Source organism: Cellulomonas sp. SLBN-39 (assembly GCF_006715865.1).
Lineage (GTDB): Bacteria > Actinomycetota > Actinomycetes > Actinomycetales > Cellulomonadaceae > Cellulomonas.
The window spans coordinates 3,853,788-3,871,805 of sequence record NZ_VFOA01000001.1 but is presented as its reverse complement, the minus strand read 5'-3'; the positions used below and the strand labels follow the sequence as shown (position 1 = coordinate 3,871,805).

The window sequence follows — 18,018 nt, the reverse complement described above, 5'->3', positions numbered from 1 at the left end:
GACTCGTGCCGTGACCGCCGCCCCCGACCGCACCGCCGGCGTCCTGCCCCTGCGTCCTGAGCTCGTCGGCCTCGAGCCGTACGGCGCGCCGCAGCTCGACGTCCCGGTGCTGCTCAACGTCAACGAGAACCCGTACGCGCCGTCCGAGGCGGTCGTCGCCGACGTCGCCGCAGCTGTCGCGCACGCGACGCGCACGCTCAACCGCTACCCCGACCGGGACTTCCTCGCCCTGCGCGAGGACCTCGCCGCGTACCTGCGTGCCGAGTCGGGCGTGGTGCTGGACCCCGCGCAGCTGTGGGCAGCGAACGGCTCGAACGAGGTCATGCTGCACCTGCTGCAGGCCTTCGGCGGGCCGGGCCGCACGGCGCTGTCGTTCGCGCCGACGTACTCGATGTACCCCGAGTACGCCCGCGACACCTCCACCGCGTGGGTCGCGGGCCGCCGCGCGGAGGACTTCTCGCTCGACCCCGACGCGGCCCGGGCCGCGGTCGCCGAGCACGCCCCGAGCGTGGTGCTGCTCGCCAGCCCCAACAACCCCACCGGCACCGCGCTGCCCGCCGCCACCGTCGTCGCCGTGCTCGACGCCGCCGCGCAGGTGCCCGGCGGGTGCGTCGTCGTGGTCGACGAGGCGTACGGCGAGTTCCGCCGCGCGGGCACGCCGTCTGCCCTCGAGCTGCTGCCCGACCACCCGCACCTGGCGGTCAGCCGGACCATGTCCAAGGCCTTCGGGCTCGCCGGCGCCCGGGTCGGCTACCTCGCCGCGGCGCCGGCGCTCGTCGACGCGCTGCGGGTCGTGCGCCTGCCGTACCACCTGTCGGCCGTCACGCAGGCCGTCGCGCGCGCGGCGCTCGCCCACGCCCCCGAGCTCATGGCGCAGGTCGGGTCGTTGCGTGACGAGCGCGACGCCCTCGTGCTGTGGCTGCGCGCGCGCGGGTTCGACGTCGCCGACTCCGACGCGAACTTCGTGCTCTTCGGCCGGTTCGACGACCGGCGTGCCGTCTGGCAGGGTCTGCTCGACCGCGGCGTGCTCGTGCGCGTCGTCGGGCCCGACGGCTGGCTGCGCGTCTCGGTGGGCACCCCCGCCGAGACCACCCGCTTCAAGGACGCACTGGTGGAGGTGACGGGTCGATGACCGGTCCGCAGGGAACGACCGCGGGCACCGCCCGGCGGACCGCGCGCGTCGAGCGCGCCACGAGCGAGTCGACCGTCCTCGTCGAGGTCGACCTCGACGGCACGGGGCGCACCGACGTCGACACGGGCGTGCCGTTCTACGACCACATGCTCACCGCGCTCGGCAAGCACTCGCTCGTCGACCTCACGGTCCGGGCGAGCGGCGACACGCACATCGACGCGCACCACACGGTCGAGGACGTCGCGATCGTGCTCGGCCAGGCCCTGCGGCAGGCGCTCGGCGACAAGCGCGGCATCACCCGCTACGGCGACGCCACGGTCCCGCTGGACGAGGCGCTCGCCCACGCTGTCGTCGACGTCTCGGGCCGGCCGTACCTCGTGCACTCCGGGGAGCCCGAGGGGCAGCAGTACCACCTCATCGGCGGGCACTTCACCGGCTCGCTGACGGCCCACGTGCTGGAGTCGATCGCCCACCACGCGGCGTTCACCATCCACGTGCGCGTGCTGGCCGGCCGCGACCCGCACCACATCGTCGAGGCCCAGTTCAAGGCGCTGGCCCGCGCCCTGCGGGCCGCCCTCGCCCTCGACCCCCGCGTCGACGGCGTGCCGTCCACCAAGGGGGCCCTGTGAGCACCGACCCGACGCCCGGCGCGACCCCGGGCGCCGACGACGACCCGTTCGCCGACCTGCAGATCCCCGACGACCTGTCCGGGCTCGACGCGACCGACGAGCCGACCGTCGCCGTCGTCGTGACCCAGGTCGCCGTCGCCGGTGCGCTCGCGGCCGCGTGCTCGCTCGCGCAGGTCGACGTCGACGCCGTGCCGTCCCCGGTCGGGGCGATCGCGGTGCTGCGGGACCCGGCGGCGGGCGCGACCGCGACGGCCGCGATCTCCCAGCTGCTGCGCCAGGCGCCGGTGGTGCTGCTCGAGCGGCGCGCCGAGCAGGTCTCGGCGACGCAGTGGGTCGCCGGGGCGCAGACCAAGGAGCTGCCCCCGGGGCTGGTGCTGTCCGGGGCGCCCGAGGTGCTCGAGGACCTCCTGCTCGGCGACCTCGACCCCGCGACGGTCGACGGGACCGTCACGAGCGTGGGCCTCTCGCGCTGGAAGGCGATGCGGATGATCGCCGGGAACCGCCCCCGGGGCTGATCCCCGGCCTCTCGCGCCGGGCGCCGGCGGACCGGACGCGGGCACGGCGCGGTCCGCGGCGCCGGTAACCTGGCGCCGTGCCCACACCCCGCGTCGTCGTCCTCGACTACGGCTTCGGCAACGTGCGCTCGGCGGTCCGCGCCCTCGAGCGCGTCGGCGCCGAGGTCGAGCTGACCGCCGACAAGCGCGCCGCGCAGGAGGCCGACGGTCTCGTCGTGCCGGGCGTCGGCGCGTTCGCCGCCGTGATGGCCGGGCTGCGCGCCGTCGGCGGCGACCAGGTCGTCGACCGGCGCCTCGCCGGCGGCCGGCCCGTGCTCGGCATCTGCGTCGGTATGCAGGTGATGTTCGCCGAGGGCGTCGAGCACGGGGTGCGGACCGACGGGCTGGGCGAGTGGCCTGGCGTCGTCGACCGCCTCGAGGCCGACGTCGTGCCGCACATGGGCTGGGCCACGGTCGAGCCGCCGCCCGGGTCGGTGCTCTTCGACGGGCTCGCCGACGAGCGGTTCTACTTCGTGCACTCCTACGCGGCGCGGTCCTTCCCCCTGCACGACGAGGTCCCCGCGGGCGAGCACCCGCTGCCCGCCCCGCTGGTCACGTGGGCCGAGCACGGCGACCGCTTCGTCGCCGCCGTCGAGAACGGCCCGCTGGCCGCGACCCAGTTCCACCCCGAGAAGTCGGGCGACGCGGGGGCCGAGCTCCTGCGGCGCTGGCTCGGCCTGCTGCGCTGAGCCGACGCACGCCCCTCCCGCAGCCCGCCTCCCCACCACCCGGAGAACACCCATGACGACCACGCCCCCCGCCCCGCGCCTGGAGCTCCTGCCCGCCGTCGACGTCGCCGACGGCCAGGCCGTGCGGCTCGTCCAGGGCGCGGCCGGCTCGGAGACCGGCTACGGCGACCCGCTCGCCGCCGCCCTCGACTGGGCCGAGGGGGGCGCGGAGTGGATCCACCTCGTCGACCTCGACGCCGCGTTCGGCCGCGGCTCCAACGCGGCGCTCCTCGCGGACGTCGCGGGCGAGCTGGACCGCCGCGGCGTGCGCGTCGAGATCTCCGGCGGCGTGCGCGACGACGCGTCCCTCGAGCGCGCGCTGGCCACCGGGGCCACGCGCGTCAACCTCGGCACGGCAGCCCTCGAGGACCCGGAGTGGACTGCCCGGGTGATCGCGTCCCACGGCGAGCAGATCGCCGTCGGGCTCGACGTGCGCGGCACGACCCTCGCGGCGCGCGGCTGGACCCAGGACGGCGGCGACCTGTGGGACGTGCTCGCCCGCCTGGAGGACGCCGGCTGCGCGCGCTACGTCGTGACCGACGTGACGAAGGACGGCACGCTGCGCGGCCCGAACGTCGAGCTGCTGCGCGAGGTCTGCGCCCGGACCGACGCCCCGGTGGTCGCGTCGGGCGGCGTGTCCAGCCTCGCCGACCTCGAGGCGCTGCGCGCTCTCGTCCCCGTCGGCGTCGAGGGCGCCATCGTCGGCAAGGCGCTCTACGCGGGGGCGTTCACGCTGCCGCAGGCGCTCGACGTCGCCGGGCGGCCGTCCGCGTGAGCGGGCGCGCGCTGCCTCCGTCGTCGCCGTTCGCCGGCGACGACGGCTCGGCGGACCCGCGGCTGGCCGAGGTCCTGGCCGAGCACGCGCTCGGCCGGGCGGGCCTGGCCGACGTCGTCGCGGCGCTGGTCCCCACGCGCGTGCTCGTCCCGGTCCTCGCCGAGCTCGAGCAGGCGGGCACGGTCGTGCACGACGGCCACGAGCACACGGTCGACAAGGAGGCGTCCGCGGGCGTCGTCGCGCTGCGGACCCCGGACGGGCGCACCGCGCTGCCGGTGTTCACGGGCGTCGACGCGATGCGCCGCTGGCGCCCCGACGCCCGGCCGGTGCCCAGCGACGTGCCGCGCGCCGCGCTCTCGGCCGTCGGCGAGGGCTGGGAGGTCGTCGTCGTCGACCCCGCCGGACCGGTGACCGTGGTGCTGCCCCGCACGGCCGTCTACGCGCTCGCGCAGGGGCGTGCCTGGGCCCCGGCCGTGCGCGACGACGCCGTCGACGAGGACGTGCGCGCCGCCGTGCGGGCCGCGCTGGCGCCCGTGCGTCTCGTGGTGCGCGCCGACGCCGTCCCGGGCACCCGCGCGGAGGTCGCCGTCGAGCTCTCGCTCGTGCCCGGCCTGGACCGCACCGGCCTGGACCGGGTGCTGGCGCAGGTCAACGCGGCGCTCGCGGGTGACCCGACCGTGGCGGAGCGGGTCGACTCCCTCGAGCTGCGCCTGCGCGCCGCCGGCTGACCGCCCGCGCGGACGGTGTGCCGGACCGCGGGGTCGTCAGCGTCGGCGGCGCAGGGCCCACGCCAGCGCCCAGGCGGTCGCCGCCACGGCGCCGACGAGCTGCCCGCCCAGGATCACGCGGTTCAGGTCGAGCGCGGGCCGCCAGTGCGCCCCGTCGGCGTCGACGACGAAGACCCCCAGGGGCTTGACCTGCGTGCCCCAGCCGCCCCCGCCGGCGTCCCCGCTGCCCTGGGGCGAGGGTCCGCCGCCGCCGACGGCCCCGTCGCCCGCGCCTGCCCCGGCGCCCAGCGCACCGGTGACGCGGGCCACCGGCACGACGAGGGTGCCGTCGCGCTCGTACGCCTCGCCGAACACGCGGCGCACCGTCAGGGTGTCCTGCGCGGCCCGGGTCAGGGCGGCGACGTCGAAGCTGTGCTCGGTCATCTCAGGGTTCCCCTCGTCGACGGGTGCGCGTCGGGACCGGTGCGTCGCCTGCTCAGCCGCAGGTGGGCGCAGGGCCGAACGCCGTCCCGTCCTCCAGCATGGACCTCAGGGTGCTCACGGGCACGAGAAAGCTGAGGTCGTCCGCGTTCTTGGCGTAGACGACCCCGATGACGCGGCCCTCCGCGTCGAGCGCGGCCGACCCCGAGCTGCCCGGCTCCACGGGGGCGTCGGTCACGAGCACCTGGCCGAGGTTCGCGTTGAGCGGGTCGGTGACCTGGCCCACGACCTGCCCGTCGGTGACGGTGAGCTGGCGGCCCAGCGGGTACCCCACCACGGTCACGGCGTCGCCCACGACGGGGTCGGCGTCGGCCAGGACGGGGGCCGACGGCAGGGCGTCGACGGTGCGGACGATCGCGAGGTCGGCGAGGTCGGCGGTGCTGGCGGCCTCGGCGCCGACGTCGCGGCCGTCGTAGGTGCTCAGCTCCAGCGCGGCGGAGTCGGCCACGACGTGCCGGTTCGTGACCAGCGTGTGCTCGTCGATCGCGAACCCCGAGCCCGTCGAGAGGGTGCCGCAGCCGACGTTGCGGATCCGCACGGCCATCCGCTGCGCGGCGTCGAACCCGTCGGGGGACAGCCGGGACTCACCGACCGACGCGGACGGCTCGGGGGCGCTGCTGGGGACGACACCCGTGGGCACGGGCGGCGGCGGGTCGGGCAGGAGGGCGCAGCCGCCGAGGACGGCGGCCGCCACGAGCGCGACCGCCAGGGCGCGGGTGGTGCGGCCCGGCGCGGGTGCGGGGGCGGGCCTCATCGGGTCAGCTCGGCCTGCAGGGAGTCGTTCGCCTCGGTCGCGGCGCCGCAGACCTCGTCGACGTCGGCCTCGAAGCCGGCGAGCTCCTGCGCGTCGTACTGCTCCTGCTCGCGCAGGTACCCGATGAGCTGCTCCTGGCCCTCGATGCAGCTCGCCAGCGCGGTCGCGACCTGGCCGGCGGCCTGCGACACGCGGGCCTGGTAGTCCGCGAGCTGCTGCGTGGCGGCCGACGTGTCGCCGAGCTGGGCCTTCTCGTCGGCGAGCGACGTGATCCGGGACTGGGCGTTCGCGAGCTGGGCCTGCACACCGGCCAGCTCGGCGGAGGTCGCGTCGAGGTCCGCGCGCGACTGCGCGAGCTCCTCGCCGTGCTCGCGGGCCAGGCGCTCCCAGTCGGCCGCGGCCTCGCCCCACGCCTGGGTGGTGCGCCACAGGTGCGTGCCGAGCACCCCGGCACCGACCAGCACGGCGACGAGCACGACCGCGAGCACGACGGCCGCACGGCTGCGCGGCCGCCCGGACCGGCGCGGACCGGGGACGCGGGCCTCCACGTCGTGCAGCGCGACCGGCACGGGTCCGCCCCCGGGCGGGACCGTCGGCGCGGGGCCGCCCGTCGGTGCGCCGGGCGTGCCCCCGGCCGGCTGCCCGGGGGGTGTCGGGGGGAAGGACGGGGGAGGTCCGTGCATCGGCCCAGGATAGGCGCGCGGGCGTCCGTGCGAGGGCCGGTCGGCGACCCGTCGGTGGTCGGTCGCGGCCCGCCGGCGGTGCACCGCAGGGCGGGGGAGACGTCCGTCACGCGACGCCCGTCCGGGACCGTCGGCGGACCGGGCGGGCGCCCGCAGGGTCCATCATCGACACCTGTGAGAACCGCCTACGCCGACGTGCTGCGCCTGCCGGGCGTGCTGCGCCTGACCCTGATCGCCCTCGTCGCCCGCCTCCCGCACGCGATGACCGGCGTGGTGCTCACCCTGCACGTCGTGGGGCGGCTCGACGAGGGGTACGCGCGCGCGGGCGTCGTCGCCGCGGCCATGACCGTCGGCGTCGCGATCGGTGCGCCGTGGCGGGGGCGGCTCGTGGACCGCCTCGGTCTGCGTCGTGCGCTGGTGCCGTCGGTCGTCGTGGAGAGCCTCGTGTGGCTCGTCGCGCCGCACCTGGGCTACTGGCCGCTCGTCGGCGCCGCGTTCGTCGGCGGCGTCTTCCTCGTCCCGGTGTTCTCCGTGGTGCGCCAGTCGCTCGCCGTGCTGGTGCCGCCCGCGCAGCAGAAGGCCGCGTACGCGCTCGACTCGGTCGGCACCGAGCTGACGTTCATGCTCGCGCCGGTCGCGGGCGTCCTGCTGGTGACGCAGGGGTCGAGCGTCCTCGGCCTGACGGTCGTCGGCGTCGCGACCGTCGGCGCCGGCGTCCTGCTGCTGTGGGCCGACCCGCCGACGCGCAGCACGCCGTCCGCCACGCACGACGCACCGGTGGACGTCCCGTCCGGGCGCCTCCTGACGGCGCCGCTGCTGGTCGTGCTCCTCGCGGGCGTGGGCGCCGCCTTCGTCCTGGTCGGCACCGACGTCTCCCTCGTCGCCGCGCTGAACGACGCCGGACGGGCGCAGGACGTGGGCTGGATGATCGCGCTGTGGGCCGGCGGCTCCGTGGTCGGCGGCCTCGTGCACGGCGCGTCCGCCCGCCAGCCGTCGCCGCTGCTGCTCGTGGCGGTCCTCGCGCTGGCGACGGTGCCCGCGGCCCTCGTGCAGGGCCAGGTGGCCCTCGCCCTGGCGGTCGTGCTGGCCGGTCTGCCGTGCGCGCCGGCGCTGTCGTCGATCAACGCGACGCTCGTGCGCCTGGTGCCCGAGCACCGGCGCGGCGAGGTGATGGGCTGGAGCGGCACGATGCAGACGGTCGGCAACGCGCTCGGTGCGCCGCTGTGCGGCTGGGCGATCGACCGGGCGGGTGCCGGGGCGGGCTTCCTCACGGCTGCGGGCACGGGCCTGCTCGTCGCCGGCGGGGGCCTGGCCGTCGTGGCCGTGGTGCGTCGTCGGCGCGCCGCCCGGCCGTCGGACCGGACCGCCGCGCCGAGGTCAGGAGACGGGGCCGGTGAAGGCCTCGCCCGGCCCGTCGCCGGGGGCGTCGGGGAAGGGGCTGGCCTCGCGGAACGCGAGCTGGACCGACCGCAGCCCGTCGCGCAGGGCGCGGGCGTGCTGGTTGCCGAGGTCGGGCGCCGAGGCGGTGACCAGGGCGGCGAGGGCGGTGATGAGCTTGCGGGCCTCGTCGAGGTCCCGGTGCGCTGACCCCGGCCCGTCCGGCCCGTCGGGCGCGAGCCCGCACTTGACCGCGGCGGCGCTCATCAGGTGCACCGCGGCGGTGGTGATGATCTCGACGGCCGCGACGTCCTCGATCTCGCGGACCGCCTGGGCGGTGACGTCCTCGTGCGCGCCCGGCGCGTGCTCCTCGTGCATGGCGCCGATCCTCTCACCCGTGCGCGGGCGCCCCGCACGCGCACGGTCCGCACGGCGACGGCCCCGCACCGCCGGGGGAGCGGTGCGGGGCCGTCGTGGCTGGTGCCGCGGTCAGGCGACCGGGACGCTCGCGGTGCCGGGCTCGCCGGCCTCGACGGGTGCGCCGGCGGCGGACAGGGCGGCCGTCAGGGCCGCGCCGAGACCCGCGTCGACGTTGGTCCAGTACTGCACGGCGCGGGCACGGATGACGTCGCTCTTCACCCCGCCGACGTGGCCGGTGATCGTCTCCAGGAAGCGGGCGCGCGCCGCGTCGTCGAAGACCTCGCGGTACAGGGTGCCCGCCTGGCCCCAGTCGTCGTCCTCGGGGTGCAGGGTCGCCGCCGCGCGGACCATCTCGCCGTCGGACTCCCAGCCGCCGGACTCGCCGGCGCGCGCCGGGTCGGCCGCGGGGCCGCCGAGCGAGTTCGGCGCGTAGACGGGCCGGTCCGCGGGGGCGAAGTCGTACCGCGCGGCACCGTCCTTGGAGTACGAGTGCACCGGCGCCTGCGGGGCGTTGACGGGCAGCTGCGCGTGGTTCGTGCCGACGCGGTACCGGTGGGCGTCGGCGTAGGAGAAGATCCGCGCGAGCAGCATCTTGTCCGGGCTCGGGCCGATGCCCGGCACGAAGCTGCTCGGCGCGAACGTGGCCTGCTCGATCTGGGCGAAGTAGTTCTCGGGGTTGCGGTTGAGCTCCATGACGCCGACCTCGATCAGCGGGTAGTCCGCGTGCGGCCACACCTTGGTCAGGTCGAACGGGTTGAAGCGGTAGCTCTTCGCGTCCTCGTAGGGCATGACCTGCACGCGCAGCGTCCACCGCGGGAACTGCCCGTCCGCGATGTGCTCGTGCAGGTCGCGGATGTGGTGGTCGGCGTCGGAGCCCGCCAGCTGCGCGGCCTCGTCGGCGGTGAGGTTGTCGATGCCCTGCTGGGTCTGGAAGTGGTACTTGACCCAGAACCGCTCGCCGGCGGCGTTGACCCACTGGTAGGTGTGCGAGCCGAAGCCGTCCATGGTCCGCCACGAGCGCGGCAGGCCGCGGTCGCCCATCAGCCACGTCACCTGGTGCGCGGACTCCGGCGACAGCGACCAGAAGTCCCACTGCATGTCGTTGTCGCGCAGGTTCGAGCCCGGCAGCCGCTTCTGCGAGCGGATGAAGTCGGGGAACTTGATGCCGTCGCGCAGGAAGAACACGGGGGTGTTGTTGCCGACGAGGTCGTAGTTGCCCTCGGTCGTGTAGAACTTCAGCGCGAAGCCGCGGGGGTCCCGCCACGTGTCGGGCGACCCGTGCTCGCCGGCGACCGACGAGAAGCGCGCCAGCATGTCGGTCGTCGTGCCGGGCTGGAACAGGGCCGCCCGGGTGTAGGCCGACACGTCGTGCGTCACCGTGAACGTGCCGAACGCGCCGCCGCCCTTCGCGTGCACGACCCGCTCGGGCACGCGCTCGCGGTTGAACTGCGCGAGCTTCTCGACGAGGTAGTGGTCGTGCAGGACGATCGGTCCGTCTGCGCCGACGGCGAGGGAGTGGGCGTCGGAGGCGACGGGCGCCCCGGCGTTGTTCGTGGTGGGCGGCACGTGGGTCACGTGGTGTCCTCTCGGTCGGCCCCGGTGGGGCGTGGTGCACCGCCGGGGCGGCGGTGCGGGCGGGGGGTCGGCGGGTGCGGGCCTCAGCCGGCCGCGCGGCAGGCGGGGCACAGGCCCCAGAAGGTCACCTCGGCCGTCTCGACGTCGAAGCCCGACGTGGATGCGGGCACGAGGCAGGGGGCGTGGCCCACGACGCAGTCGACGTCGTCGACGGCGCCGCAGCCCCGGCACACGACGTGGTGGTGGTTGTCGCCGACGCGGCGCTCGTACCGCGCCGGGTGGCCGGCGGGCTCGATGCGTCGGACCATGCCGGCGTCGGTCAGCGCGTGCAGGACGTCGTAGACGGCCTGCACCGAGACGGTCGGCAGGGTGGTGCGCACGCGGCGCAGCACCTCGTCGGCGTCGAGGTGGGGGTGGTCGTGCAGGGCCGCCAGCACCGCGAGCCGCGGGCCGGTGACCCGCAGGCCGTGGGCTCGGAGCTCGTCGGTGTGCGGCACGGCACGAGCCAACCACGTTTTCTGGAATCGTTCAAGACAATTGCTGACACCGTGTCGCCATCCCGGCCGGCGCCCGGGTGCCGGGTGCCCGAGCGCGGGGTGGCTCTGGTAGTGTCGCCTCCGACTGATCCGCGCCGTCGTGCGTCCACGGGTCGTCGAGCGGGCCCGGACCGGGTCCTCGCCCGGCGGCACGCGGGGGAGCGGCGGAGCGGTCGCACAAGTGGAGACCTCTCCCACCTGGGCCCCGACCGCCCGGCTCGCGCCGGCAGCAGGGGCCGGGTCGCAGTCCAGGACCGTCGTCGCGGACGCCGGTCCGGCGTCCGCCGTGCAGGCGTCCGCCCGGATTGTCGAGGCCTCCGACCTGTGCTCAGGGCGGGGGCCTTCCTCGTCCCTGGTGTCCACCACCACGACCGAGGAGCATCCACATCAGCGAGCCCCGCATCAACGACCGGATCCGTGTCTCCGAGGTCCGGCTCGTCGGACCCAACGGTGAACAGGTCGGCATCGTGCGCCTCGAGGACGCCCTGCGCCTGGCCCAGGACGCCGACCTCGACCTGGTCGAGGTCGCGCCGACCGCCCGACCGCCCGTGGCGAAGATCATGGACTTCGGGAAGTTCAAGTACGAGGCGGACATGAAGGCGCGTGAGGCCCGGCGCAACCAGGCCAACACGATCCTCAAGGAGATCCGCTTCCGCCTGAAGATCGACCCCCACGACTACGCCACCAAGAAGGGCCACGTCGAGCGGTTCCTCAAGGCCGGCGACAAGGTCAAGGTCATGATCATGTTCCGCGGCCGCGAGCAGTCGCGCCCGGAGATGGGCATCCGTCTGCTGCAGCGCCTCGCCGACGACGTCGCGGAGTTCGGCTTCGTCGAGAGCTCGCCGCGCCAGGACGGGCGCAACATGATCATGGTGCTGGGCCCGGCCAAGAAGAAGGCCGACCAGCGCAACGAGCAGCGCCGTGCCGCGGCCGCCCAGGCCCGCGAGTCCGGCGAGCCCGAGGCCGAGGTCACCGAGAAGCCCCGCGTGCCGTTCCCGGCCGCGGAGGAGGCTCGTGAGCGCATCGCCGAGCAGCCCGCCGCGCCCGCACCGGCGCCCGTCGTCGAGCAGCAGCCCGCCCCGGCGGCGCCCGCCCGCCCGGCGACGTCCGCACCCGCCCGTTCCGGCGCCCCGGCGCGGTCCGGCGGCCCGTCGCGCTCGTCCGGTCCCTCGCGGCCCGGCGGACCCGCGCGCTCCGAGCAGCCCGCCCGCCCGGCAGCGTCTCCCGCTGCGGCCCCGCGGCCCGCGCCCCAGGCGCGCCCGCAGGCCCCGCGGCCCGCAGCGGTGCCCCGGCCCGCCGCACCTCGTCCCGCCGCCGCACCTGCACGCCCCGGACCCCGGAGCGCCGCCGGCGCGTCCGCACCGAAGCCGACCCCCCGGCCCGGCCCGGCAGCCCCCCAGGGCGCCGCGGCGGGCACCGAGGACGCCGGCTGACCTGCACGACGGACGGGTGCCCCCGCGCCCGCACGACACACCGCCGCACGACCGTGCGGCGTGAACGACAAGGAGAGACGGCAGCCATGCCGAAGAACAAGACGCACTCCGGTGCCAAGAAGCGGTTCCGGGTCACCGGTACCGGCAAGGTCATGCGCGAGCAGGCCGGTGGCCGGCACCTGCTGGAGCACAAGTCGAGCCGCCGCACCCGCCGCATCGCCGGTGACGTCGTCGTCTCGCCCGCCGACACCCCCAAGATCAAGAAGCTGCTCGGCCGCTGACCCGCGCGGCGCCCACCCGGCGCCGGCAGGGCCGACGAGCCCCTGACACCCCAAGGAGCATCACGTGGCACGCGTGAAGCGGGCGGTCAACGCCCAGAAGAAGCGTCGCTCGACCCTCGAGCGGGCAAGCGGCTACCGCGGGCAGCGCTCGCGCCTGTACCGCAAGGCCAAGGAGCAGGTCACCCACTCCCTGGTCTACGCCTACCGCGACCGCAAGGCGCGCAAGGGCGACTTCCGCAAGCTGTGGATCCAGCGCATCAACGCGGCGTCCCGCGAGCAGGGCCTGACGTACAACCGCTTCATCCAGGGCCTCAAGGCCGCGGGTGTCGAGGTCGACCGTCGCGTCCTCGCCGACATGGCGGTCAACGACGCCGCGGCGTTCGCCGCGCTCGTCCAGGTCGCCAAGGCCGCGCTGCCCGAGGACGTCAACGCACCCTCGGCCGCCTGAGCCGTCGCACCCCGCAGCCCCCGCCGTCCCCCGGGACGACGGGGGCTGCGTCGTCCCCGCCGGGGCGGCGGTGCCGCCGACCTCCCGCGCCAGGGATGATGGACGACGTGCCGGACGACCTGATGACCAACCCGCGCGCCGACCGCGTCCGCGCCGTGCACGCGCTGACCACCCTGTCGGCCCGACGCCGCACCGGCACCTTCCTCGTCGAGGGCCCGCAAGGGGTGCGCGAGGCGGTGGCACCCGGCGGGCCGCCGGTGCACGACGTGTACGCCACGCCCGAGGCCGCCCGACGGTACGACGACGTGCTGGCCGCAGCCCGGGCCCGTGGCGCACGCGTCCGCCTGGGCGACGAGGACGTGCTCGCGGCGATGAGCCCCGACGCGCAAGGGCTGGTCGCGGTCGCCGCCCTGGTCCCCACGGGGCTGGGAGAGGTCCTGGCCGCCGGACCGACGCTCGTCGCGGTGCTCGCGCACGTGCGCGACCCGGGCAACGCGGGCACCGTGCTGCGTGCCGCCGACGCCGCCGGGGCCGACGCCGTGCTCCTCACCCGGAGCAGCGTCGACGTGCACAACCCCAAGGCGGTGCGCTCGACCGCCGGGTCGCTGTTCCACGTCCCGGTGGTCACCGGCCTGGAGGCGGGACCCGCCGTGCAGGCGCTGCGCGCCGCGGGCCTGACGGTCCTCGCCGCGGACGGCGCCGGCGACCTCGACCTGGACGACCTGCTCGACGTCGCCGGGCACGCGCCGGCCGGCACCCCCGACCTCGCGCGACCGACCGCCTGGCTGTTCGGCAACGAGGCGTGGGGGCTGCGCGCGGAGGACCGGGCGCTGGCCGACGCGGTCGTGCGGGTGCCGATCCGGGGGCGCGCCGAGTCGCTGAACCTCGCGACCGCCGCGGCCGTGTGCCTGTTCGCGTCCGCCCGGGCGCACCGCCCCCGGACCGGCCCCGCGTGAGCGCCGCGGCCCCGGGACCTGGCAGGCTGGGCGCATGCGACTGTTCGCGGCGGTCTGGCCGCCGGACGACGTCCTCGACCACCTCGACCTCGCCCTCGCGGGGGTGCGCCGGCGCGCGGCCGGCACCGACGAGACGGTGCGCTGGTCCGCACGGGAGACGTGGCACCTGACCGCCGCGTTCTACGGCGACCTCGCCGACGCCTCCCTCGACCCGCTGGGTGCGGACCTCGCGGAGCTGGCCGCCCGGACGGCGCCGTTCTCGCTCGCCCTGCGCGGCGCCGGGCTGTTCGCCCACCGCACGCTGTGGGTGGGCATCGGCGGCGACACGGCGGCGATGTCCTCGCTCGCCCACGCGGCCCGCGACGTCGGGGCCGACCACGGTGCGGGCGAGGACCCGCGGGTGCGCAACCGCCCCCACCTGACCGTCGGCCGGGTCCGTCCCGGCGGGCGACCCGCCCGGCGCAGCGCCGGGCCGCGTGGTGCCCGCGGGCCGGCGGGGCGCGCCGGGTCCGACCGCGGCCGGGGTGACGCCCTGGACCCCGCCGACGCGCTCGTGCAGGCGCTCGCGGTGTACGAGGGGCCGGCGTGGTGGGTCGACGCCGTGGTCCTCGTCGAGTCCCGGCCCGGCGCCGGACGGGGCGGGGGGCCGTTGTACACGCCCGTCACGCGGTATCCGCTCGGGGCGGACTGACGCCGCCGATAGACTCGCCAGCCGTCCGACGCGCGCACGCGCGACGGTCGCCGGTCAGCCGCCCGACGGGCGCGACGACCGCCTGGAACCGCCCTGGAAGGTCCGGATGTCTCCCGACACACCCTTGTCCCCGCTCGACGCCGACGGCGTCCAGGCGGCGGTCGACGCCGCGCTCGTGGCCGTCGCGGCCGCCGGCGACCTCGACGCGCTGAAGACCGCCCGCCTGGCCCACACCGGCGACGCGAGCCCGCTGGCGCTCGCGAACCGCGAGATCGGCCGCCTGCCCGGCCCCGACAAGGCTGCGGCGGGTCGCCTCGTCGGCCAGGCGCGCGGCCGCGTGAACGCCGCCGTCGCGGCGCGCACGGCCGAGCTCGAGGCCGAGCGGGACGCCCGCGTGCTCGTCGAGGAGACCCTCGACGTCACGCTGCCCGGCGACCGTCGTCCCGCCGGCGCGCGCCACCCCCTCTCGACGCTGTCCGAGCGGGTCGCGGACGTGTTCGTCGCGATGGGCTGGGAGATCGCCGAGGGCCCGGAGCTCGAGGCGGAGTGGTTCAACTTCGACGCGCTGAACTTCGGCGTCGACCACCCCGCGCGCCAGATGCAGGACACGTTCTTCGTGGCGGCCCAGGACGAGGACGCGCCCGAGGACGGCTCCGGCATGGTCCTGCGCACCCACACCTCGCCCGTGCAGGCGCGCTCGCTGCTCGGCCGCGGGGTGCCCGTGTACATCGCCTGCCCGGGCAAGGTGTTCCGCACCGACGCGCTGGACGCCACGCACACGCCGGTCTTCCACCAGGTCGAGGGGCTCGCCGTCGACAAGGGCCTGACCATGGCGCACCTCAAGGGCACCCTCGACCACTTCGCGCGCGCGATGTTCGGCCCCGACGCGCGCACCCGGCTGCGGCCGTCGTTCTTCCCGTTCACCGAGCCGTCCGCCGAGATGGACCTGTGGTTCCCGCAGAAGAAGGGCGGCCCCGGCTGGATCGAGTGGGGCGGCTGCGGCATGGTCAACCCGAACGTGCTCCGCGCGTGCGGCGTGGACCCCGAGGAGTACTCGGGGTTCGCGTTCGGCATGGGCATCGAGCGCACCCTGATGCTCCGTCACGCGATCGCGGACATGCGTGACATGGTCGAGGGCGACGTCCGTTTCTCCGAGCAGTTCCGGACGGTGGTCTGACATGCCTCGCATCCCCCTGACCTGGCTCGGCGAGCACGTCGAGCTCCCCGCGGACCTGACGGCCGAGCGGCTCGCCGCCGACCTCGTGCGCGTCGGCCTCGAGGAGGAGGCCGTGCACTCCTCCGGCGTCACCGGACCGCTCGTCGTGGGCGAGGTCCTGGCCCTGACGCCCGAGCCGCAGAAGAACGGCAAGACGATCCACTGGTGCCAGGTCGACGTCGGCGCGCACAACGCGCCCGACGCCGACGGGAACCCCACCGTGGCCCGCGGCATCGTGTGCGGCGCGCAGAACTTCGGCGTCGGCGACCGCGTCGTCGTCGCGCTGCCCGGCGCCGTGCTGCCCGGGCCGTTCCCCATCGCCGCCCGCAAGACGTACGGGCACGTGTCCGACGGCATGATCTGCTCGCAGCGCGAGCTCGGCCTCGGGGACGACCACGCCGGGATCATCGTGCTCGAGCGGCTCGGCTTCGGGCCTGACGTCACCGCGCCCGGCACCGACGCGCGCGTGCTGCTCGGCCTGGCCGACGAGGTCCTCGAGATCAACGTCACCCCCGACCGCGGCTACTGCTTCTCGATGCGCGGCGTCGCCCGCGAGTACGCCCACGCCACGGGGGCCGTGTTCACCGACCCCGGGCTGCCGGCCCCCGGCGTGCTCGACGCCCGCCCCGCCGGAGTCGCCGTCGAGATCGACGACGAGCGCCCCGTGCACGGCGTGCCGGGCGCAGACCGGTTCGTCGCCCAGGTCGTGCGCGGGGTGCGGGCGTCGGCCCCGTCACCGGCGTGGATGCAGACCCGGCTCACGCAGGCCGGCATGCGTCCCGTCTCGCTCGCGGTCGACGTGACCAACTACGTGATGCTCGACCTCGGGCAGCCGATGCACGCCTACGACCTGGCCACCCTCACCGCGCCCGTCGTGGTGCGGCGGGCCGCGGCCGGCGAGCGGCTGACCACGCTCGACGGCGTCGACCGCGCCCTGGACGAGCACGACCTGCTCGTCACGGACTCCACGGGCGGGCACGGAGCCCGTGTGCTCGGCATCGCCGGCGTCATGGGGGGCGCCGACAGCGAGGTCGGTGACGCGACCACCGACCTGCTGCTGGAGGCCGCGCACTTCGACCCCGTCACGGTCGCGCGGTCGGCGCGCCGGCACCGGCTCGCGTCCGAGGCGTCCAAGCGCTTCGAGCGCGGCGTGGACCCGCAGCTGCCGCGCGTCGCCCTCGCCCGGGCGGTCGCGCTCCTCGTGGAGCACGGCGGCGGCACGCCCGACGACGCGCTCACGGACGTCGGTACGCCCGCCCCGCCGGCGCCCGTGACGTTCGACCCGACGCTGCCGGCCCGCCTCGTCGGCGTGCCGTACACGGCCGCCGAGGTGCGCAGCACCCTCACGCAGGTCGGCTGCACGGTCGAGGGCGCGGACGACGCGAGCACCTGGACCGTCCACGTGCCGACCTGGCGCCCCGACCTGGTCGCCGGCGTCGACCTGGTCGAGGAGGTCGCCCGCCTGCGCGGGTACGACGCCATCCCCTCGGTCGTGCCGCCCGCCCCGACCGGCCGCGGGCTGACGCGCGACCAGCGGGTCCGGCGCGCGGTCGCGGACGCTCTCGCCGCGGCGGGCCTCGTCGAGGTCCTCAGCTACCCGTTCGTCGGCCCGGACCAGCTCGACGCCCTCGGGCTGGACGCCGATGACGCCCGGCGTCGCGCGGTGCGGCTGGTGAACCCGATCTCCGACGCGCAGCCGCTGATGCGCACGGACCTGCTGGTCACGCTCCTCGACACGGTGCGCCGCAACGTCGCCCGGGGCACGGGCGACCTCGCGGTCTTCGAGGCCGGCCTCGTGACCCTGCCCGGGCAGGGCACCGGCGTCGCGCCCCGGCTGCCGGGAGGGGTGCGGCCCGACGACGCGACGCTCGCGGCCCTCGACGCCGCCCTGCCCGCCCAGCCGCTGCACCTCGCGGCGGTGCTGGCCGGCGAGGTGGAGCGTGGCGGCTGGTGGGGTCCGGGCCGCCCCGCCCAGGTGACGGACGTGCTGGCGCTCGTCGAGCGCGTCACGGCGCTCGCGGGGGTCGCGGCCACGGCGCGCTCCACGGTGCGCGCCCCGTTCCACCCGGGCCGGTGCGCCGAGCTGGTCGCGCCCTCGGGCCGGGTGCTCGGCCACGCGGGCGAGCTGCACCCCAACGTGCTCGCGGCCCTGGGGCTGCCCCCGCGTGCGGTGGCGTTCGAGCTCGACCTGTCCGCGGTCCTCGCCGACGCGTCCGCCGACCCGGTCGAGGCGGTCCCCGTGTCGACGTTCCCCGTCGCCAAGGAGGACGTGGCGCTCGTCGTCGACGCGGACGTGCCGGCGGGCGAGGTCCTCGCCGCGGTCCGGGCGGGAGCCGGCGACGTGCTCGAGGACGTCCGGCTGTTCGACGTCTACGCCGGTGACCAGGTGGGACCGGGCAAGCGGTCGCTCGCGTTCGCGCTGCGGCTGCGGGCGGCCGACCGCACGCTGACGGCCGCGGAGACGGCGGCGGTCCGGGACGCCGTGGTCGCGCAGGCGCACGCACGGGTCGGCGCGGTCCTGCGGGGCTGAGGCCGGTCGGACGAGGGCGGCACCGGGTCACCGGTGCCGCCCTCGTCGTGCTCCTGGCCTGCGCGGCCGTGCCGTCGCGGGGCGCCGATCTG

General features: G+C 76.5%; 19 protein-coding genes and 1 pseudogene. 14 read left to right on the top strand and 6 right to left on the bottom strand.

What is annotated here, in order from left to right; translation table 11 throughout:
- Positions 1 to 10 precede the first annotated feature (10 nt).
- The 6 genes from FBY24_RS17620 to FBY24_RS17595 all read left to right on the top strand — a co-directional run bounded on the left by FBY24_RS17620 (position 11) and on the right by FBY24_RS17595 (position 4,546).
- Positions 11 to 1,132 (top strand): histidinol-phosphate transaminase, encoded by a 1,122-nt coding sequence (locus FBY24_RS17620; protein WP_142162563.1) that lies wholly within the window; start codon positions 11 to 13, stop codon positions 1,130 to 1,132.
- Complete coding sequence (hisB, locus tag FBY24_RS17615) at positions 1,129 to 1,761, top strand: imidazoleglycerol-phosphate dehydratase HisB (RefSeq protein WP_142162561.1); 633 nt, start codon at positions 1,129 to 1,131, stop codon at positions 1,759 to 1,761. Before FBY24_RS17620 ends, hisB begins: the two co-directional genes overlap by 4 nt.
- On the top strand, positions 1,758 to 2,276 hold the full coding sequence (locus FBY24_RS17610; RefSeq protein ID WP_142162559.1) for a DUF2058 domain-containing protein: 519 nt from the start codon (positions 1,758 to 1,760) through the stop codon (positions 2,274 to 2,276). Before hisB ends, FBY24_RS17610 begins: the two co-directional genes overlap by 4 nt.
- A 77-nt stretch (positions 2,277 to 2,353) precedes the next feature.
- On the top strand, positions 2,354 to 3,004 hold the full coding sequence (gene hisH / locus FBY24_RS17605; RefSeq protein WP_140460537.1) for an imidazole glycerol phosphate synthase subunit HisH: 651 nt from the start codon (positions 2,354 to 2,356) through the stop codon (positions 3,002 to 3,004).
- 52 nt (positions 3,005 to 3,056) lie between these two features.
- Positions 3,057 to 3,818 (top strand): bifunctional 1-(5-phosphoribosyl)-5-((5-phosphoribosylamino)methylideneamino)imidazole-4-carboxamide isomerase/phosphoribosylanthranilate isomerase PriA, encoded by a 762-nt coding sequence (gene priA / locus FBY24_RS17600; protein ID WP_142162557.1) that lies wholly within the window; start codon positions 3,057 to 3,059, stop codon positions 3,816 to 3,818.
- Positions 3,815 to 4,546, top strand: a complete 732-nt coding sequence (locus tag FBY24_RS17595) for an SseB family protein (protein ID WP_142162555.1) — start codon at positions 3,815 to 3,817, stop codon at positions 4,544 to 4,546. The genes priA and FBY24_RS17595 overlap by 4 nt, the downstream gene beginning before the upstream one ends.
- Positions 4,547 to 4,582: 36 nt before the next feature.
- Here the strand turns inward: FBY24_RS17595 and FBY24_RS17590 are convergent, their stop codons facing one another.
- Genes FBY24_RS17590 through FBY24_RS17580 form a run of 3 tightly spaced genes read right to left on the bottom strand, consistent with a single transcriptional unit; the run spans position 4,583 to position 6,463 of the window.
- Positions 4,583 to 4,969: a spore germination protein GerW family protein gene (locus tag FBY24_RS17590; RefSeq protein ID WP_140460540.1), complete on the bottom strand. Its 387-nt coding sequence runs from the start codon at positions 4,967 to 4,969 to the stop codon at positions 4,583 to 4,585.
- Between the two features lie 52 nt (positions 4,970 to 5,021).
- The gene (locus tag FBY24_RS17585) at positions 5,022 to 5,780 is read right to left on the bottom strand and encodes a S1C family serine protease (RefSeq protein ID WP_142162553.1); all 759 of its coding nucleotides are present in this window, start codon (positions 5,778 to 5,780) and stop codon (positions 5,022 to 5,024) included.
- The gene (locus FBY24_RS17580) at positions 5,777 to 6,463 is read right to left on the bottom strand and encodes a hypothetical protein (RefSeq protein ID WP_255432470.1); all 687 of its coding nucleotides are present in this window, start codon (positions 6,461 to 6,463) and stop codon (positions 5,777 to 5,779) included. The genes FBY24_RS17585 and FBY24_RS17580 overlap by 4 nt, the downstream gene beginning before the upstream one ends.
- Between FBY24_RS17580 and FBY24_RS17575 the strand changes: the two are divergent.
- Positions 6,458 to 7,813: pseudogene (locus FBY24_RS17575) on the top strand (MFS transporter); the annotation flags it as partial. The gene FBY24_RS17580 and the pseudogene FBY24_RS17575 overlap by 6 nt on opposite strands.
- 27 nt (positions 7,814 to 7,840) lie before the next feature.
- Here the strand turns inward: FBY24_RS17575 and FBY24_RS19305 are convergent.
- The 3 genes from FBY24_RS19305 to FBY24_RS17555 all read right to left on the bottom strand — a co-directional run bounded on the left by FBY24_RS19305 (position 7,841) and on the right by FBY24_RS17555 (position 10,332).
- On the bottom strand, positions 7,841 to 8,218 hold the full coding sequence (locus FBY24_RS19305; RefSeq protein ID WP_140460543.1) for a DUF1844 domain-containing protein: 378 nt from the start codon (positions 8,216 to 8,218) through the stop codon (positions 7,841 to 7,843).
- Between the two features lie 111 nt (positions 8,219 to 8,329).
- Positions 8,330 to 9,835 (bottom strand): catalase, encoded by a 1,506-nt coding sequence (locus FBY24_RS17560; protein WP_142162551.1) that lies wholly within the window; start codon positions 9,833 to 9,835, stop codon positions 8,330 to 8,332.
- Between the two features lie 83 nt (positions 9,836 to 9,918).
- Positions 9,919 to 10,332 carry a Fur family transcriptional regulator gene (locus FBY24_RS17555; RefSeq protein WP_142162549.1) on the bottom strand — a complete coding sequence of 138 codons (414 nt, stop codon included), beginning with the start codon at positions 10,330 to 10,332 and terminating at the stop codon, positions 9,919 to 9,921.
- Between the two features lie 344 nt (positions 10,333 to 10,676).
- Between FBY24_RS17555 and infC the strand changes: the two genes are divergently transcribed.
- The 7 genes from infC to pheT all read left to right on the top strand — a co-directional run bounded on the left by infC (position 10,677) and on the right by pheT (position 17,926).
- Positions 10,677 to 11,804: a translation initiation factor IF-3 gene (gene infC, locus FBY24_RS17550; protein WP_370511011.1), complete on the top strand. Its 1,128-nt coding sequence runs from the start codon at positions 10,677 to 10,679 to the stop codon at positions 11,802 to 11,804.
- Between the two features lie 86 nt (positions 11,805 to 11,890).
- On the top strand, positions 11,891 to 12,085 hold the full coding sequence (gene rpmI / locus FBY24_RS17545) for a 50S ribosomal protein L35 (RefSeq protein ID WP_046528208.1): 195 nt from the start codon (positions 11,891 to 11,893) through the stop codon (positions 12,083 to 12,085).
- Between the two features lie 64 nt (positions 12,086 to 12,149).
- Positions 12,150 to 12,533 carry a 50S ribosomal protein L20 gene (rplT, locus tag FBY24_RS17540; RefSeq protein WP_140460546.1) on the top strand — a complete coding sequence of 128 codons (384 nt, stop codon included), beginning with the start codon at positions 12,150 to 12,152 and terminating at the stop codon, positions 12,531 to 12,533.
- A 98-nt stretch (positions 12,534 to 12,631) separates the two neighbouring features.
- Entirely contained in the window at positions 12,632 to 13,489 is an 858-nt protein-coding gene (locus FBY24_RS17535; protein WP_255432469.1) for an RNA methyltransferase, read from the top strand.
- A gap of 34 nt (positions 13,490 to 13,523) precedes the next feature.
- Positions 13,524 to 14,180 (top strand): RNA 2',3'-cyclic phosphodiesterase, encoded by a 657-nt coding sequence (thpR, locus tag FBY24_RS17530; RefSeq protein WP_142162547.1) that lies wholly within the window; start codon positions 13,524 to 13,526, stop codon positions 14,178 to 14,180.
- A gap of 106 nt (positions 14,181 to 14,286) precedes the next feature.
- Complete coding sequence (gene pheS, locus FBY24_RS17525) at positions 14,287 to 15,357, top strand: phenylalanine--tRNA ligase subunit alpha (RefSeq protein ID WP_142162545.1); 1,071 nt, start codon at positions 14,287 to 14,289, stop codon at positions 15,355 to 15,357.
- Between the two features lies 1 nt (position 15,358).
- The gene (pheT, locus tag FBY24_RS17520) at positions 15,359 to 17,926 is read left to right on the top strand and encodes a phenylalanine--tRNA ligase subunit beta (RefSeq protein ID WP_142162543.1); all 2,568 of its coding nucleotides are present in this window, start codon (positions 15,359 to 15,361) and stop codon (positions 17,924 to 17,926) included.
- Positions 17,927 to 18,018 lie beyond the last annotated feature (92 nt).

Excerpts from the sequence above, each read along its gene's own strand:
- hisB (WP_142162561.1), top strand. The coding sequence starts at position 1,129 with ATGACCGGTCCGCAGGGAACGACCGCGGGCACCGCCCGGCGGACCGCG.
- priA (WP_142162557.1), top strand. The coding sequence starts at position 3,057 with ATGACGACCACGCCCCCCGCCCCGCGCCTGGAGCTCCTGCCCGCCGTC.
- FBY24_RS17590 (WP_140460540.1), bottom strand. The coding sequence starts at position 4,969 with ATGACCGAGCACAGCTTCGACGTCGCCGCCCTGACCCGGGCCGCGCAG.
- FBY24_RS17585 (WP_142162553.1), bottom strand. The coding sequence starts at position 5,780 with ATGAGGCCCGCCCCCGCACCCGCGCCGGGCCGCACCACCCGCGCCCTG.
- FBY24_RS17580 (WP_255432470.1), bottom strand. The coding sequence starts at position 6,463 with ATGCACGGACCTCCCCCGTCCTTCCCCCCGACACCCCCCGGGCAGCCG.
- FBY24_RS19305 (WP_140460543.1), bottom strand. The coding sequence starts at position 8,218 with ATGCACGAGGAGCACGCGCCGGGCGCGCACGAGGACGTCACCGCCCAG.
- rpmI (WP_046528208.1), top strand. The coding sequence starts at position 11,891 with ATGCCGAAGAACAAGACGCACTCCGGTGCCAAGAAGCGGTTCCGGGTC.
- FBY24_RS17535 (WP_255432469.1), top strand. The coding sequence starts at position 12,632 with ATGGACGACGTGCCGGACGACCTGATGACCAACCCGCGCGCCGACCGC.
- thpR (WP_142162547.1), top strand. The coding sequence starts at position 13,524 with ATGCGACTGTTCGCGGCGGTCTGGCCGCCGGACGACGTCCTCGACCAC.
- pheS (WP_142162545.1), top strand. The coding sequence starts at position 14,287 with ATGTCTCCCGACACACCCTTGTCCCCGCTCGACGCCGACGGCGTCCAG.
- pheT (WP_142162543.1), top strand. The coding sequence starts at position 15,359 with ATGCCTCGCATCCCCCTGACCTGGCTCGGCGAGCACGTCGAGCTCCCC.